The organism is Nocardia africana NBRC 100379 (assembly GCF_001612635.1).
In the GTDB taxonomy this organism is placed as follows: Bacteria; Actinomycetota; Actinomycetes; order Mycobacteriales; family Mycobacteriaceae; genus Nocardia; species Nocardia africana.
Map to the genome: position 1 here is coordinate 353,054 of NZ_BDAV01000005.1, position 14,568 is coordinate 367,621.

Annotated in this window: 13 protein-coding genes; 8 read left to right on the forward strand and 5 right to left on the reverse strand. The window is 68.7% G+C overall.

The genetic code is table 11. The annotated features are described in order from the left end of the window. Positions 1-7: 7 nt before the first annotated feature. The 4 genes from NA3_RS06880 to NA3_RS06895 all read left to right on the forward strand — a co-directional run bounded on the left by NA3_RS06880 (position 8) and on the right by NA3_RS06895 (position 3,741). Positions 8-724 carry a phosphoadenylyl-sulfate reductase gene (locus tag NA3_RS06880; RefSeq protein ID WP_062962663.1) on the forward strand — a complete coding sequence of 239 codons (717 nt, stop codon included), beginning with the start codon at positions 8-10 and terminating at the stop codon, positions 722-724. Next, a complete protein-coding gene (gene cysD, locus NA3_RS06885; RefSeq protein ID WP_128145383.1) occupies positions 703-1,635 on the forward strand; it encodes a sulfate adenylyltransferase subunit CysD in 933 nt (310 codons plus the stop codon). Before NA3_RS06880 ends, cysD begins: the two co-directional genes overlap by 22 nt. Continuing rightward, the gene (locus NA3_RS06890; protein WP_062962665.1) at positions 1,635-2,924 is read left to right on the forward strand and encodes a sulfate adenylyltransferase subunit 1; all 1,290 of its coding nucleotides are present in this window, start codon (positions 1,635-1,637) and stop codon (positions 2,922-2,924) included. The genes cysD and NA3_RS06890 overlap by 1 nt, the downstream gene beginning before the upstream one ends. A 67-nt stretch (positions 2,925-2,991) precedes the next feature. After that, a complete protein-coding gene (locus NA3_RS06895; protein ID WP_062962933.1) occupies positions 2,992-3,741 on the forward strand; it encodes a sirohydrochlorin chelatase in 750 nt (249 codons plus the stop codon). A gap of 42 nt (positions 3,742-3,783) precedes the next feature. Here the strand turns inward: NA3_RS06895 and NA3_RS06900 are convergent, their stop codons facing one another. Continuing rightward, positions 3,784-4,572, reverse strand: coding sequence for an HAD family hydrolase (locus NA3_RS06900; protein ID WP_063917326.1), 789 nt, complete (start codon positions 4,570-4,572; stop codon positions 3,784-3,786). Between the two features lie 202 nt (positions 4,573-4,774). On the opposite strand from NA3_RS06900, the gene NA3_RS06905 reads away from it, so the two are divergent. Further along, entirely contained in the window at positions 4,775-5,536 is a 762-nt protein-coding gene (locus NA3_RS06905; protein ID WP_062962666.1) for an SDR family NAD(P)-dependent oxidoreductase, read from the forward strand. An 8-nt stretch (positions 5,537-5,544) separates the two neighbouring features. Here the strand turns inward: NA3_RS06905 and NA3_RS06910 are convergent, their stop codons facing one another. After that, on the reverse strand, positions 5,545-6,477 hold the full coding sequence (locus NA3_RS06910) for a helix-turn-helix transcriptional regulator (protein ID WP_062962667.1): 933 nt from the start codon (positions 6,475-6,477) through the stop codon (positions 5,545-5,547). 105 nt (positions 6,478-6,582) lie between these two features. Between NA3_RS06910 and NA3_RS06915 the strand changes: the two genes are divergently transcribed. After that, positions 6,583-6,981 carry a VOC family protein gene (locus NA3_RS06915; protein ID WP_062962668.1) on the forward strand — a complete coding sequence of 133 codons (399 nt, stop codon included), beginning with the start codon at positions 6,583-6,585 and terminating at the stop codon, positions 6,979-6,981. A gap of 49 nt (positions 6,982-7,030) precedes the next feature. On the opposite strand, the gene NA3_RS06920 is transcribed toward NA3_RS06915, so the two are convergent. From NA3_RS06920 to NA3_RS06930, 3 genes are all read right to left on the reverse strand, one after another. Then, the gene (locus tag NA3_RS06920; RefSeq protein WP_167354964.1) at positions 7,031-9,301 is read right to left on the reverse strand and encodes an Hsp70 family protein; all 2,271 of its coding nucleotides are present in this window, start codon (positions 9,299-9,301) and stop codon (positions 7,031-7,033) included. A 420-nt stretch (positions 9,302-9,721) separates the two neighbouring features. After that, positions 9,722-11,305, reverse strand: a complete 1,584-nt coding sequence (locus NA3_RS06925) for an FAD-dependent oxidoreductase (protein ID WP_062962670.1) — start codon at positions 11,303-11,305, stop codon at positions 9,722-9,724. Positions 11,306-11,319: 14 nt separating this feature from the next. Continuing rightward, on the reverse strand, positions 11,320-12,327 hold the full coding sequence (locus tag NA3_RS06930) for an AurF N-oxygenase family protein (RefSeq protein WP_128145780.1): 1,008 nt from the start codon (positions 12,325-12,327) through the stop codon (positions 11,320-11,322). A gap of 283 nt (positions 12,328-12,610) precedes the next feature. Between NA3_RS06930 and NA3_RS06935 the strand changes: the two genes are divergently transcribed. Together NA3_RS06935 and NA3_RS06940 are read left to right on the forward strand one after the other, a co-directional pair. After that, positions 12,611-13,270 (forward strand): GntR family transcriptional regulator, encoded by a 660-nt coding sequence (locus tag NA3_RS06935; RefSeq protein ID WP_062962672.1) that lies wholly within the window; start codon positions 12,611-12,613, stop codon positions 13,268-13,270. Beyond that, entirely contained in the window at positions 13,270-14,526 is a 1,257-nt protein-coding gene (locus NA3_RS06940; RefSeq protein WP_062962673.1) for an MFS transporter, read from the forward strand. The genes NA3_RS06935 and NA3_RS06940 overlap by 1 nt, the downstream gene beginning before the upstream one ends. The last annotated feature ends 42 nt before the right edge of the window (positions 14,527-14,568 follow it).

Sequence of the window (14,568 nt, forward strand, 5' to 3'; positions counted from 1 at the left end):
ATTCAGTATGGAAACCACTGTGGACAAGCTGAGCGAAGCCGAGCTGCGCAGGATCGCCGAGGACGGCGCGGCGCAGCTGGGCCCCGATGCCTCGGCGACCGAGCTGCTGCAATGGACCGAGGACACCTTCGGCAGCGGCTATATCGTCGCCTCGAACATGCAGGACGCGGTGCTGGTGCAGCTGGCCGCGCAGGTGCGTCCCGGCGTCGAGGTCCTGTTCCTCGACACCGGCTATCACTTCGCCGAGACCATCGGCACCCGGGACGCGGTCGAGACCGTGTACGGCGTGAACATCCTCAACGTGCAGCCCGAACACACTGTGGCCGAACAGGATCGGCTGCTCGGCAAGGATCTGTTCGCCCGCGACGCGGGTGAATGCTGCCGGCTGCGCAAGGTGGTGCCGCTGAAGAAGTCGCTGGCCCCCTACAACGCGTGGGTGACCGGCATCCGGCGCGTGGAGGCTCCCACCCGGGCCAACGCCCCCCTGATCTCCTTCGACGAGGGCTTCGGCCTGGTGAAGATCAACCCGATCGCCGCCTGGTCCGACGACGAGATGGCCGCGTATATCGACCGGCACGGCATTCTCGTCAATCCCCTCGTCGAGGAGGGATATCCGTCCATCGGTTGCGCTCCGTGCACGCGGAAGCCGGAACCGGGATCCGATCCGCGAAGCGGCCGCTGGGCCGGCCTCGCCAAGACCGAATGCGGGTTGCACGCCTCATGACTCTCACAGCGACAGATACACAATTCGATACCCTTGCCGCCCTCGAGAGCGAAGCCATCCACATCTTCCGTGAGGTGGCAGGCGAATTCGAGCGTCCGGTGATCCTGTTCTCCGGCGGCAAGGACTCCACCGTCCTGCTGCACCTGGCGCTCAAGGCGTTCTGGCCCGCGCCGCTGCCGTTCTCGCTGCTGCACGTGGACACCGGCCACAACCTCGACGAGGTGCTGGCCTTCCGCGACCACGTGGTCGAGAAGTACGGGCTGCGCCTGCACGTCGCCAGCGTCGAGGAGTACCTCGCCGACGGCCGGCTCACCGAACGGCCCGACGGTATCCGCAACCCGCTGCAGACCGTGCCGCTGCTGGACGCCATCGCCGAGAACCGCTTCGACGCGGTCTTCGGCGGCGGCCGCCGCGACGAGGAGCGGTCGCGGGCCAAGGAGCGGATCTTCTCGCTGCGCGACGCCTTCGGCCGCTGGGATCCGAAGCGGCAGCGCCCGGAACTGTGGAACCTGTACAACGGCCGGCACGCGCCCGGTGAGCACGTGCGGGTGTTCCCGCTGAGCAACTGGACCGAACTCGACATCTGGCGCTACATCGCGCGCGAGAACGTCGAACTCGCGACCATCTACTACGCGCACGAGCGGCCCGTGTACCAGCGCGACGGCATGTGGATGACCCCGGGTTCGTGGGGTGGGCCGCGCGAGGGCGAGGAGCTGGTCGTCAAGTCGGTGCGCTACCGCACCGTCGGTGACGGATCCACCACCGGCGCAATACTTTCCGATGCCGCGACCAACGACGACATCCTCGCCGAGGTCGCCGCGTCGCGACTCACCGAACGTGGCGCGACCCGCGGCGACGACCGCGTCTCCGAGGCCGCCATGGAAGACCGCAAGCGAGAGGGTTACTTCTGATGTCCGACCTACTGAGACTGGCCACCGCCGGCAGTGTCGACGACGGCAAGTCCACACTGGTCGGACGCCTGCTCTACGACACGAAATCGGTGCTGGCCGACCAGATCGACGCCGTCACCCGGGCCTCGGTCGACAAGGGGCTGGCGACCCCCGATCTCTCGCTGCTGGTCGACGGGCTGCGCGCCGAACGCGAACAGGGCATCACCATCGACGTGGCCTACCGGTACTTCGCGACGCCGAAGCGGTCCTTCGTGCTCGCCGACACCCCGGGCCATGTGCAGTACACCCGCAACACCGTCTCGGGCGCGTCGACCGCGCAGCTGGTGATCCTGCTGGTCGATGCCCGCAAGGGCGTCATCGAGCAGACCCGGCGCCACGCCGCAGTGATGGCGCTGCTGGGTGTGCCGAAGCTGGTGCTGGCGGTGAACAAGATCGATCTGGTCGACGATGCGGAAGCTGTCTTCGCGCAGATCGTGGCCGAGTTCACCGAGCTGACGAGCAAACTCGGCTGGGCCGCCGAGGACGTCGTGGAGATCCCGGTCTCGGCGCTGCACGGTGACAACATCGCGTCGCGGTCGGAGAACACCCCGTTCTACGACGGCCCCTCCCTGATCGAGCATCTGGAGTCGGTGCCGGTCGATGCCGACAGCACCGGCCGCCATCAGGTGGGCCTGCGCTTCCCGGTCCAGTACGTGATCCGCCCGCGCACCGCGGAGTATCCGGACTACCGCGGGTACGCGGGACAGGTCGCCGCGGGCGTGGTGTCGAAGGGTGACGAGGTCGTGGTGCTGCCCTCCGGCATCCGGACCACGGTCGAGCGCATCGACACCGCCGACGGCGAACTGCCCTCCGCCCAGCCCGGCCGCAGTGTGACCCTGCTGCTCACCGACGACGTCGACATCTCGCGCGGCGACACCATCGTCGCGGCCGCCGATGCGCCCGAACCGATCGATTCGTTCGACGCCACCGTCTGCTGGCTCGGCGACAAGCCGCTGCGGCCCGGGGCCCGCCTGCTGCTCAAGCACGGCACCCGGACCACGCAGGCCATCGTCGGCGCGCTGATCGAGCGGTTCGACGAGCAGAACCTGGCCGCCGATCCGAATCCGGATTCGCTGGCGCTCAACGATATCGGCCGCATCTCGGTGCGCGTCGCGGAGCCGATCGTGGCCGACGACTATCGGGTCAACCGGTACACCGGCAGCTTCCTGCTCATCGACCCGGCGGGCGGTAACACGCTGGCCGCGGGTCTCGTGGGCGACGTCCTGACCTCGGTCGAGGTCGGTAGCTGACATGGGTTCGGCCGGTGCGGCATTCGTGAACGGCGAGCGGTCGCTCAGGCCGTTCGCCGGGCAGGTGATGCCCGCCGGCACCGGCCGTGCCCCGGCGTTCATCGCGGTCGCACACGGGAGCCGTGACCCGCGGTCCGCGGCGACGATGTCGGCCGTGGTCGCCGAGATCGCCGGACAACGTCCGGATGTCGACGTGCGACTGGCATTCCTGGACCTGAACACCCCGTCGGTGGAACAGGTCATCGATGCCGTCGCGACACAGGGACATACCGAGGCGATCGTCGTCCCGTTGCTGCTGGGCAGTGCCTTTCACGCCCGGGTCGATCTGCCCGGCATGCTGGCGGCCGCCCGCAATCGGCATCCGCTGCTGCGGATCACACAGGCCGACGTGCTGGGAACCGACGAACGACTGGTGGCGGCGGTGCGGGACCGGGCGCAGACCGCGGGCGCCGATCCCGGCGATGCCGAGCTGGGTATCGCGGTCGCAGCCGTCGGCTCCTCCTCCGCGGCCGCCAACCGGATCACGGCCGAGGTCGCGGTGGCGCTCACGCACGGCACCCGCTGGCGATCCACGATCTGCTTCGCGACCACGCAGCCGTCGCTGAGCCGAGCCGTCTCGGATCTGCGCAGCCGGGGAGCCCGCCGGGTGATGGTCGCCCCGTGGTTCCTGGCCCCGGGATTGCTCCTCGATCGCCTGGCCGTCGCCGAACCCGGCCTCGTGCACGCACCCGCGATCGGGCCGCACCGGTTTCTCACCGAGGTCGCACTCGAGCGTTATCTCACCGCCGACCGGTTGTCCCTCGAGCTTTCGGCCTGAATCCACCCGGCCCTCCCGGTGGCGCGCGTCGGGTGCCGGGCCTCAACCCGCGAACCAGCGCTCCAGCACCAGGGCCGCCCCGTCCTCGCTGATATCGGCGGTCGTCTCGTCGGCGAGCTCGTGGACCGGGGGCACCGCATTGCCCATGGCGACGGAATGTCCTGCCCAGGTGAGCATTTCGATATCGTTGTAGCCGTCGCCGATGGCCAGGGTCTGCTCGAGCGGGATGTCGAGGGACAGGCGAAGTTGTTCCAGCGCCCAGCCTTTGGACACCCCCTGTTTGGAGGCGACCAGCCACGGTTCGTCCTCGCCGTGCACCCAGCCGGCGCCGGGAAGGTCGAGTTCGCCGATGGCGTCGATCATTTCGTCGAGGCTGCCGCCGGGCCACCAGCCGTTGAGCCGCGTGGTCGGCTCCAGGCTCAGTTCGGCATCGTCGACGAAGCGAAATTCCCCGAGCCGGAAGCTGCCGGGATAGTAGCCGGTGGCCCACGTTCCCACCCCCACCTTCTCCACCGACAGCACCATATCGGGCAGCAGTGAACGCAGTGTCGCGACCGCGGGTTCCGGGTCGAAGGTATGAACGGCCAGCGGCTCCCAGTTCGAAATGTCGACGTGCACAGCGCCGTTCGAGCACAGCGCCTGGCCTTCCTCGAGTCCCAGTTCCTCCATCACGAGCCGGGTGGCCAGCAGGGTGCGACCGGTCGTGATCACCACATGGGCGCCCGCATCGACCGCGGCCCGCACCGCCGCACGCACGCGCGGGCTCATCGGTGCGCCCGCCTGCAGGATGGTCCCGTCCACATCCAGGGCAATCAGTCGAGGACTGTTCACCGAGTCATTGTCACCGATCGTGCCGCTGCGCTGACAGCCCCGCCACCGTTACCCGGCGGTATGCCCTCCCGTTGCTGGATGACATATCAACTACAGGTCCGAATCCCGCCAGCTTTGCCGGCTTCGCGCGATTTGACTGACACCTGTCACGAGATGGCGTGGCAGACAACGGATATGGAAACGGCAATAGAGAGGGACGACAGTGGACAACCGCTTCGAATCGAAGGTCGTGCTGATCACCGGCGCCAGTAGTGGGGTCGGCGCGGCCGTCGCCCGGCGAGTGGCGGCGGAGGGCGCCGCGGTGGTGCTGGGCGCCCGCGGCAAGGAGGCCGGGGACCGGATCGCCGCGGATATCCGCGCCGAGGGCGGCCGGGCGATCTTCGTCCCGACCGACGTCACCGTGGCCGAGGACGTGGATCGGCTCACCCACGCCGCCATCGACGAATTCGGGCGGCTGGACGCGGCATTCAACAACGCCGGGGCCGTCAACTCCTTCGGCCCGGTGCAGGACATCGACGAAGCCGGGTGGCGCGCGGATCTGGAACTCAACCTCACCGGCGTGTACTTCGGCCTGCGGTCGCAGGTACCGGCGCTGCTGGCGTCCGGCGGCGGGGCGATTCTCAACAACGCCTCCAACCTCGGTGTGGTCGGTATGGGCTCGGTCGCTGCGTATGTCGCGGCCAAACACGGTGTGGTCGGCCTGACCCGCGCGGTCGCGCTGGAGACGGCCACCGAGGGTGTGCGGGTCAACGCGCTGGTCTCGGGTGCGGTGGACACTCCGGCGTTCCGCGCGTCGATGGGTGCGACACCCGAAGGCGAGGCGGCGATCGCGGCGCTGCATCCGCTCGGCCGAATCGCCCGCGCGGAGGAGATCGCATCCCTGTGCGCCTACCTCCTCTCCGACGAGGCGAGCTTCGTGACCGGCGCGGCGGTCGCGATCGACGGCGGTTTCACCGCCCGGTAGCCCGACGATCAGCGGTAGATCGCGGCGAGCTCGGCCGCCAGCGCGGCCAGCTCACGCCGAATCGATTCGGGGGCAACGACTTCGAGGCGGCCTCCGAATCCGGCGAGTTGCTCGGCGATCGCGCGCGGCAGATGGGCGCTGATCCGGAGCCCCACCCGGCCGCCGTCGACCGGGCCGTCCTCGGCGCAGTGCCGGCCCAGCCGGTCGTGCAGGATCGGCACGATCTCGGCATCGGCGTGCACGATCGCCGAGACCTCACCGCGGCGGTGTTCCATCTGTTCGACGATCTCCGACCACGCCTGCGCCAGATCGAAATCCGCCGGAACGTCGGCCACGCCGTCCTCGACGGTCACCTCGCTCATCCGATCGACGCGATAGGTCCGGCGGCCGCGGTCGGTCCCGGCTATCAGATACCACACGGCGTCCTTGTCGACGACGCCCCACGGATCGACGACACGCTCGCGATGCGCCGGGCCGTAGCGGAATCGGACGGTACGCCGCCGGGCGACGGCCTGTCGCAGCAGTTCGACCTCCGCCGGTTCGGATCGCGGCCGCCGGCCCCAGCCGTCCGGATCGATCAGCGTCGCCGCCGAGGCGGCCAGGGCTTGCTCGCGGAACGTCTCCGGCAAGGCCCGCAACAGTTTTCGCAGCGCCGAGCGAGTGGCGGGCGAGCCCGAGGCCGCCGGACCGAGCAGCAGGAACAGCGCCCGGGCCTCGTCGGCCGTCATTCCGCTGAGGTCGGTCCGGGCGCCACCGACCAGCTCCCAGCCCCCGCCTCGGCCGGGCTGCGGGTAGACCGGCACGCCGGCCGACGACAGCGCCTCGAGGTCGCGGCGCGCGGTCGCCACGGAAACCTCGAGTTCCCTCGCGACCTCGGCGGCGGTCACCCGGCCCCTCGCCTGCATCAGGAGCAGCGTGGCAATCAGACGGTCGGCGCGCATACGGCAATTCTGCCGAACAAAGTGCTCATTCGGTGAGCACTTTGAGCGCGACGATTGTATGAGACACCGCAACGAGCGAGACATGCAACGACCGAGGAGAGACCGATGCTGCGCGGAATGACGACCGTGTCCTACTACGCCGACGACCTGGCGGCGGCGAAGCGCTGGTACAGCGAATTGCTCGGTACCACACCGTATTTCGAGGCCCCCGGCTATATCGAGTTCCGGATCGGCGACTACCGGCACGAACTCGGCATCATCGACCGCCGCTACTGCCCGGACTCCGCCCGCGAAACCGGCGGCGCACTGCTGTACTGGCACGTCGACGATCTCGACGCCGCAATGAACAGGCTCCGCGAGCTCGGCGCCGCCGAACACCAGCCCGTCACCGAACGCGGTCCGGGGTTCGTCACCGCGTCGGTGGTCGACCCGTTCGGCAATCTTCTCGGCATCATGTCCAACCAGCACTACCTCGACGTCCTGGACGAACGCCGAGCCTCGTAACCGACGGTTCGGCGCGATATCGGTGGCCGAGGGCCGCCGGTGAACCTGGTCAGTGCCCGAAACCGCCGAAGCCACCGCTGTGGAAACCGCCGCCCAGGCCACCCCCGTGGAAGCCGCCACCGGCGCCGAGGCCGGGGTTGCTCGGCGCGACGACGCCGGGGTGAGCGGGCGCGACCGGGGCGGGGTTCGTCCCGCCGGGGCGGGTGGCGCCGCCGGGAGGTGCGACCGTGCCGCCCCCGGGATGGGGAGTGTGGGCCGCACCGGCACCGGCACCCGGGCTGGTATCGGAAGGCGTTGTGCCCGTGGCGGATTGGGTTCCCCCGGTCGACGCGGAATCGGTGCCGCCACCGGCGGGGGCCGAGGTGCCGGGCTTCGCGTTGTCCCCGGCGTTCGCTGTGCCGTTCGAGTTCGCTGTGCCGTTCGAGTTCGCAGTGCCGTTCGAGTTCGCGGAGTCGCCCGAATGCGAGCCGTCGCCGGGATTCGCCGTACCACCGGTATCGGTTCCGGTGCCGGAGTTCGTGGCGTCGCCGGAGTGTGCCGGGCCCGAGTTCGCGCCCCCCGGCTTCGTCGCATCCGAGTTCTGCGTACCAGCGGAGTTCGCGGAGTCGTCGGCGTGCGCGCCGTGCGCATCGGCGCTGGTCGAACCGCCGGTCGCACCGCCCGAATTCGACTCGGGCTCCGACGCGGTACCCGAGCCGTCACCGTTGCCGGCGGTACCGCTCGAGTGCCCGGACCCCGGAGGGGACGCGGCATCGCCGGAATGCGAATTACCGGACGCCGCACCGGTAGCTGCGGGCGTGTTGTCGGCAGGCGCTGGGTTCGTGCCGGGCGCGGGTGCGGTCGGACCATCCGGTTTCGGCGCCGAGCGTCCGGGCTTGGACGGGGCTCCGGGTGTGGAACCGCCGTCGGGTGGGGTGCCCTGGTCACCGGATCCGGGCTGACCGGGATGTCCCGTGCCGGGCAGATCGCGGGCCGCGGCGCCGGCGGCCAGCAGCGCCGCCGCACCCGAGTTCACGAACGGCATGGGGTTGGTGAAACGCGCCGGGTCGGAGTAGGTCCGGGCGCGAGGCGGCACACAGGGCGTGACGGCGCCGTAGTCGCGCAGCGCGTTCTCCACCCGACCGGTCATGGCGTGTGAAAAGTCGTGCGCCGCACCGGCATAGCTGCGCAAGCCGGACAGCGAGGTGCCCATCAGACTGTCGGCGCGGGCCGCCAGCGCCGCGAATCCGGTCCCGAATCCCGGCGTCTGCGGCAGCTCGCCGACCTGCTCGCGCAATCCGTCCGCCGGGCCGGCCAGCGCGGGGGCGAACTCCATGATCGGGCCGTCGGTACCGAGCGGCCCACCGCCGATCATGGTCGCCGCCGACATCGCGAGGGCGGAGACGACCGCGGCGGAGGATACGACCGCCGCTCCCCGGGCATACCGCCCGACATTGCTGTTGCTCGTGGCGAATCGAGCCGAGGCGATGGCGGCTCCGGTCGCGACCGTATGCGCCGGATCCGGCGGGACGATCACCGGAGGCCCCAATTCGGCCAGTACCTCCGCCACCTCGACGGGCCGCGCGGCGCCGCCGATCAATACCACGCGATCGATGTCGTCGATGGTCACCCGCGCACGCTTCAGGCAATCGCGAACCACCCGAAGGGAATTGCGCACATGCCACGTCCGCAAGCGACGGGTGTCCTCGGCCGGGACCACCTTCGACACCGGCGCCGGCACGTCCGGAGCCAGGGCCCGGGCGTAGCGCGCCAGGACGGCGCCCAGCGGCCGGCCACCGAAGGCGTCGGAGCGCAACGCCGAGCCGAGCACTCCGCGCTGATCGAATTCGGCCTCGGTCCGGACCACCGCGACGTCCAGATTGTTGGCGCCCAGATCGTAGACGAGCGTGGAACAGCTTGCGGAGACACCGTATTCGTCGTCGAGCCATTCCACGGCGGCCACCGGTTCGGGCATCAGGATCACGTCGAAGGCGCCGCAGCGGTGCAGCGCGTACTGCAGCGATGCGATCTGCCGGTCGGTGTAGCAGGCGGGATAGGTGAGGACCGGCCCGGCCTCGGGATCGCTGGCCTCGATCAGACAGGTGGCGACCGAGGCGAGCAGGTCGGCCGAGGACCGGACCCGGCCACCCAGCGACACCGGCTCGCGCGGCTGAGTGAGATCGGCGAAATCCGTGACCACCGGCGCGAATCGAGGCATGCCACCGACCCGGACGGCTCCGGATCGATCGACGGTGACCGCGGTGCGGCGCACACGGACCGCGGGACGGCCGCGATCACCGGTAGTCGCCGCCCACACGGAATTCACTGTGCCGATGCTCATGCCGAAGCCAACCGTCATTGCCATCCCGTCAACGCACCGAGACCACGGCCCCAGGTGGTTCAACCATGTGGTCGCGGTCGTTTACCAAATAGCGAACACAGGTTAGCTGGTCGGTCTCGTTCACGGAAACCGAATGGGCGGAAAAGCTTTCGCACTTACCGCTGGATCGAGCAAAAGACCTGATAGGCAGCGGTCTACGACGCGATCGGAAGGGCTGAATCACCCACCGCGCGAGAATAGCTGGAAAAACTGGCCATTTCACAGTTGAGCAGACTAAATACCGACCGGTTTTCTATGGAATTGCGGCAATGACAATCACGAGGCCGAATTCCGTGCGGCCGTGCCGAATGGCTGAACGGTTGCCGAAACGACAACTGCCCCGATCCGGGCGGATCGGGGCAGTCGGTCGAGATGTCCGATTCAGGCGCGAGCGAGCAACTTGCGCTTCCACCACGGCTGGGCCGTGGCACCGCCACGCACCGCATCGGGGCGGCGGCGCTGGACCAGCCGATCGAAATCGGTGGCGTCGGCGGTGGGCCGGCGCAGCCGCCCGGCGTTGAAGTCGTCGACCAGTTGCCGCACCGTCTGCTGCGCGCAGGATTTGTTGGTGCCGATGAAGCCCGTCGGACCGCGCTTGATCCAGCCGGTCACATAGGTTCCCGGGACCACCGCGCCGCCCGCCGATTCGAGCACCCGGCCGTCGGCGTTCGGGATGACACCGGCGCGCTCGTCGAACGGCACCCCCGGCACGGCCACGCCCCGGTACCCCACCGAAGCCAGAACCAGCGCGGCATCCAGCGTTTCGGTCTCGTCCGTCGCGACCGCCCGGGTGACGCCGGCCTCGTCGGTGACGAGTTCGTTGCGCACCAGCTCGATTCCGGTCACCCGGTCGGTGCCGACCAGCGCCACCGGCGAGGACAGATAGCGGAAGACGATGCGCTTGCGCGCGCCCACCGGGCGGTCGGCCACACTGCGCAGCAGCTTCAGCTTCTGCTCGACCTTCTGCGGCATATCCGGAGTCGGTTCCGGCACATCACCTTCCACGACGATGTCGAGATCGGATCCGAGCAGGCCCACGAATTCGGGCACGGTGAAGGCGGATTCGGCGGGACCACGACGGCCCACGATCACCACTTCCTCGATCTTGCTGTGCCGCAGTGCCGTCAGCGCCGTCGGCGACACCTCGGTGGCATCGAGCAGTTCGGGGTCCATGGTGAGGATCCGGGCCACGTCGAGCGCGACGTTGCCGTTGCCGACGATCACCGCGCGCCGCTGCGACAGATCGAAACTGCGCTGCGCATAGTCGGGATGGCCGTTGTACCACGCCACGAACTCGGTCGCGGACAGGCTGCCGGGCAGACCCTCGCCGGGAATACCGAGCTTGCGGTCGGACGAGGCGCCCACGGCATAGATCACCGCATCGAAGTGGTCCAGCAGTTCCGGATGCGAGATGTCCTCACCCACGGCCACATTCAGGTATGAACCGAAACCGGGCTGCGCGGAGATCACATCGAACAACCGGCTCACCTGGCGGGTCCGGGTGTGGTCGGGTGCGACACCGTGGCGGGCCAGGCCGTAGGGCACCGGCAACCGGTCGAAGACCGTCACCGTCACCTCGGGCTGGGTGAGCAGCTCGTCGGCGGCATACATCGCCGAGGGGCCCGAACCCACGATCGCGACGCGCATCGGACCGCGACCGGCGTCGACCTCGGCGGCGGGCACCGGCTTGGCCAGCAGCGGACGCGGGCGCGCCTGGCGATAGAAATCGGCGTTGATCTCGATGAACGGCTTCTGCTCCGCGGTGAGCTTCTTCGAGGAGGTGATGGCGTCCACCGGGCAGGCCGTGGCACAGGCGCCGCAGTCCACGCATGCCGCGGGGTCGACGTACAACATCTCCGCCGTGAGAAAATCCGGTTCGTCGGGCGTGGGATGGATGCAGTTGACCGGGCACGCGTAGACGCAGGAGGCGTCGCTGCAGCACGACTGGGTGACTACATACGGCACTGTATGGCTACCCTTCAGGCGGCTTTGGTCTTGGCCCGCTGCGGCTCCGAGCGGTACCGGCTGGCCGGACCGTCGATCTTCAGCAGCTTCCAGACGTTCTTCGAAATCGGATTCATCAGCCCCAGCTCCTTGGCCAGAGCACGCACGTCGATGAAGTAGTCGGCGAAGGTCTGCTGCGCCTCGGCGGAGCCGTAGAACAGTTCCTTGCGCACGTCCTCCGGGATGTCGAACTCCTTGAAGAAGGACTTCGGCGGGGTCGCGATGGACCGGCCGAGGATCCACATCACGATCGGCATGGCCAGCGAGAGCACGAACTTCGCGGCCGGGTTCGACTCCGGCACATGCTTCTTCAGGAATTCGTGCGCGAAGGAGATGTGGCGTGCCTCCTCGGCGACGTGAATCGCCATGACTCCGCGCATGATCGGATGCACTTCCTCGCCGGAGCGCAGGATCTGCTTCTGAATGTGGTCGATCGGCTCCTCACCGGCGAGCACCGCCATGAAGAACAGATTCGGGAACCGGGCGGCGACCGGCGCGGCGAAGTAGCGGAGCTTACGGACCAGCGGGCCCATCCCCGGCACGTCGATACCGATCCGGTTGACCATCTCCTGGAACATCAGGGTGTGGTTGTGCTCCTCGATCATCTCGTGGGAGCAGTACCGGAATTCGGGCGAGCCGTTGGGCAGGCTGAAGTTGTGCGTGACCATGCCGCTGATCAGGATCGACTCGAACTGCAGGCCGACCTTGGCGACATTGGCCTGGCGGTACTTGCCGAGGGCGATCTTCTGCTCGTCCGGCAGCGCCTTGTACCAGGGGTGACGCCCCAGCGGGTCGGCGGATTCCGGAAGGATCCACCGCTTCTCACCGGCGGTCGCGGCGAAGTCGGGGTTGTCCCAGTCGATGTCGGTGAACGGATCGAAGTGCTTGTTGACCGAACCCTCGGACAGCAGGAGCAGCTTCTGGGCGTATTCCATGGCCTCGGCGACCACAGGGTCTACTTCCGGCGTCGCGGCAACGGACATCCTCGTCACAGCCTCTCCATCTCGCATGGGTAACTGTTTCCCATAGTTACACCTACAGCGGCGGAGGTCAACACCAACGACCTGCCGCGCCGGACTCGATCGCGCACCCCCGCCGATAGACCGGCGAATTCCCAGCTCGCAGCCAACCGAAACCGCATTACCGGGAAGTACTGTGCGGGGCGTCACATCGGACGCGAGGTCGTCACCACTCGCTCGCGAAGCGGGCCGGACGTGTCGGCACCCACATGGCAATTCATCCCATGTTCCCGCTAAGCTACAACTTGTGTCTAAGACGTATTCAGCGGCCGAGCGCGCCTATCGGGAGATCAAGGAGCGCATCCTGACCGGGGCACTGCCCGGCGGAGAGCTGATCAGCGAGGGCGAGATCGCGACCGATCTGGGCACCTCGCGCACTCCGGTCCGGGAGGCATTCCTGCGGTTGGAGACCGAGGGCTGGATGCGGCTGTACCCCAAACGCGGCGCGCTGGTGGTTCCGATTCCCTCGCACGAGGCCGAACACGTCGCACATGCCCGCTATGTCGTGGAGACCGCGGCGGTGCGCGCCCTCACCGCCGGCGACCGCCCGGCACTGATCGACACCCTGCGCGAATCGCTGACCCGCCAGCGCGAACTCCTCGCGAACCTGGCCGCGTCCGATGGCCGCGCGCTGTCCCGCTTCGCCACCGAGGACACCGACTTCCATCGCGGCTATGTGGTCGCCGCCGGCAACCCGCTGCTCACCGGGTTCTACGACTCGCTGCGCGAAAGACAGCGGCGGATGAACAGCGTCGCCCTGCACCGCGCGCCGATGAATACCGCCCGAATCGTGGAACAGCATGCGCAACTGACCGATCTGATCGCCGCCGGCGATACGGCGCGCTTCGATACCGCACTGGCCGAACACCTTTCGGGTGTGCATCAGCTCGAACTGAGAGGACTGTGATGACCGCGCCGACCGCCGTCGACATCCGCCCGGCCCGAGTCGGCACCGCCCCTCGCATCTGGTGGGGCGTGGCCGCGGCGGTCTTCGCGATCGCCTGGGGCGGAAACGAATTCACCCCGCTTCTGGTGATGTACAAGAACGACGGCCTGCCGGTCACCACGGTGAATCTGCTGCTGTTCGAGTACGTCCTGGGCATCGTGCCGGCGCTGCTGATCGGCGGACCGCTGTCGGATCGCTACGGCAGGCAGCGGCTGATGCGGCCCGCACCGCTCATCACCGCGCTCGGATCGACACTGCTGGCCTTCGGTTCCGGCGTGGTGCCGATGTTGTCGATCGGGCGAGTGCTGTGCGGGGTCGGTCTCGGGCTGGCGATGGCCGTGGGCAGCAGTTGGTTGAAGGAGCTGTCGCAGCCGCCGTTCGGGCCCGCGTCGGCTCCCGGCACCGGCGCTCGGCGCTCGGCGATGAGCCTCACCGGTGGTTTCGCCATCGGAGCCGGCGTGGCCGGAGTGCTGGCACAGTGGGCGCCGTGGCCGGCGACCCTGGCCTATCTCCTCAATGTGGCGCTGTGCCTGATCGCGGCCGTCTGGGTGCTGCGCGCACCGGAAACCGTGGCGCCGCAACCGGTTCGCAAGCCGCTGCGCGACGATCTGCGGATTCCGGCGGCCGGCCATCGGCGCTTCCGCGGCATCGCACTGCCGCTGGCGCTGTGGCTGTTCACCTCCGCCGCGACCGCCTACGCGATCTTGCCGACGCTGGCCGCCGACCGCGTCGCCGCAACGCCGATCGCCTTCTCCGCGCTGATCACCGTGATCACGCTCGGATGCGGTTTCGCCATCCAGTCGGTGGCCCGGCGGATCGATCTGCCGGGTACCGCGCGGATCGCGGCGCTCTCGCTGATCCTCACCACGGCCGGCATGGCCGCCTCCGTGTACGCGGCGGCATCGCTGCAGCTGTGGGCCGTCGTCGCGACCGCCGCCGTGCTCGGCTTCGGGTTCGGCATCGGAATGGTGGCCGGACTGCAGGAAATCGAGCGGATCGCCCGGCCCGACGATCTGGCGGGGCTGACCGCGGTGTTCTATTCGGTGAGCTACCTCGGATTCGGTTCGCCGGCGCTGCTGTCGCTGCTGCACAACGCGCTGAACATCGGCTATCCCGCGATGTTCGCGGCCGGTGCGGTCACCGCCCTCGGATGTCTTGCGGTGGTGCTCAACAACTACCGCGATCCGGACAGCGCGACATCGCGGCCGGGCATATAACGCGCCCCGCGACTGCACCCGCTGCGGCCGGGTGCAGTCGCG

Coding starts and splice junctions, on each gene's coding strand:
- cysD (WP_128145383.1), top strand. CDS start 703: ATGCGGGTTGCACGCCTCATGACTCTCACAGCGACAGATACACAATTC.
- NA3_RS06920 (WP_167354964.1), bottom strand. CDS start 9,301: ATGAGCATCGGCACAGTGAATTCCGTGTGGGCGGCGACTACCGGTGAT.
- NA3_RS06880 (WP_062962663.1), top strand. CDS start 8: ATGGAAACCACTGTGGACAAGCTGAGCGAAGCCGAGCTGCGCAGGATC.
- NA3_RS06940 (WP_062962673.1), top strand. CDS start 13,270: ATGACCGCGCCGACCGCCGTCGACATCCGCCCGGCCCGAGTCGGCACC.
- NA3_RS06890 (WP_062962665.1), top strand. CDS start 1,635: ATGTCCGACCTACTGAGACTGGCCACCGCCGGCAGTGTCGACGACGGC.
- NA3_RS06930 (WP_128145780.1), bottom strand. CDS start 12,327: ATGTCCGTTGCCGCGACGCCGGAAGTAGACCCTGTGGTCGCCGAGGCC.
- NA3_RS06910 (WP_062962667.1), bottom strand. CDS start 6,477: ATGCGCGCCGACCGTCTGATTGCCACGCTGCTCCTGATGCAGGCGAGG.
- NA3_RS06915 (WP_062962668.1), top strand. CDS start 6,583: ATGCTGCGCGGAATGACGACCGTGTCCTACTACGCCGACGACCTGGCG.
- NA3_RS06895 (WP_062962933.1), top strand. CDS start 2,992: ATGCCCGCCGGCACCGGCCGTGCCCCGGCGTTCATCGCGGTCGCACAC.